This is a genomic window from Mesorhizobium sp. M0802 (genome assembly GCF_040320115.1).
Taxonomy (GTDB): Bacteria; Pseudomonadota; Alphaproteobacteria; order Rhizobiales; family Rhizobiaceae; genus Mesorhizobium.
Genome location: NZ_JAMYOY010000062.1, coordinates 1 through 936, shown reverse-complemented (window position 1 = coordinate 936; position 936 = coordinate 1). Strand labels below are relative to the sequence as shown.

Below are 936 nucleotides of genomic sequence, written 5' to 3'. Positions count from 1 at the left end.
GGTTGTGTGCGTCAAGTTCTGCAAAATGGGCGATCATGAAACTGGTCATGCGGCTTGGCGTAGAGCGAGCTTCTTGTGCTCGCGCAGATCATCCATGTTGATATAGCGGTTGGCCTCCATCCAGTTTTCGTTGGTTTCGACGGCCAGCGCCCTGACCAGGCGCAGGCAGCTTTCGGCGTTCGGGAAGATGCGCACGACATAGGTGCGCCGGCGGATTTCCTCGTTGAGCCGTTCAAGCATGTTGGTGGACTTGAGGTGCTTGTGATGCTGACGCGGCAGCCGGAAGAAAGTCAGCGTCTGTTCTATGGCTTCTTCCGCCCAGGTGGTCAGCCGCGGGTAGCGGGCGGACCATTTGGACAGCCACGCGGCGAGATCGGCCTTGGCCTCGGCGAGATCGCGCCGGTCGTAGAGCCAGCGCAGTTCCTGCAGACAATCGTCGCCGTGCTTCCTCGGCAGATGATCGAGCGCGTTCCTGAGGAAGTGGACGTAGCAGCGCTGCCATGCTGCTTCCGGGATCACCTCGCCGATCGCCGCGACCAGGCCGGCATGGTCGTCGGACACGGCCAGTTCGACGCCCTTGAGACCGCGTCGTTTCAAGCCGACGAGGAAGTCCTTCCAGGCCGAGCGGCTCTCGCGATTGGCCATCTCCACGGCCAGGATCTGCCGGCGCCCGTCCCAGTCGATGCCGACCGCGATCAGCACCGCCTGGCTCATCACGATGCCGGCTTCGCGCACTTTCTCGTAGCGGGCATCGAGAATGAGGTAGGGGAATGGCTCCTGAAGCGGTCGTTCGGCAAACGCCTTCAGGCTCTCGTCCAAGCGCTTGTTGATGGCCGAGATCGACGAAGCCGAGAACGCATGACCGCACAGCTCTTCCGTGATCGCCTTGACCTTGCGGGTCGACACGCCCTGCACATACATCTCCGCAAGCGTCGC

Annotated in this window: 1 protein-coding gene; it reads right to left on the bottom strand. The window is 62.3% G+C overall.

Annotation, left to right across the window (positions count from 1 at the left end):
- Positions 1–45: 45 nt before the first annotated feature.
- A partial coding sequence (locus NKI10_RS30860; RefSeq protein ID WP_352862612.1) for an IS256 family transposase occupies positions 46–936 on the bottom strand: 891 nt, incomplete at its 5' end.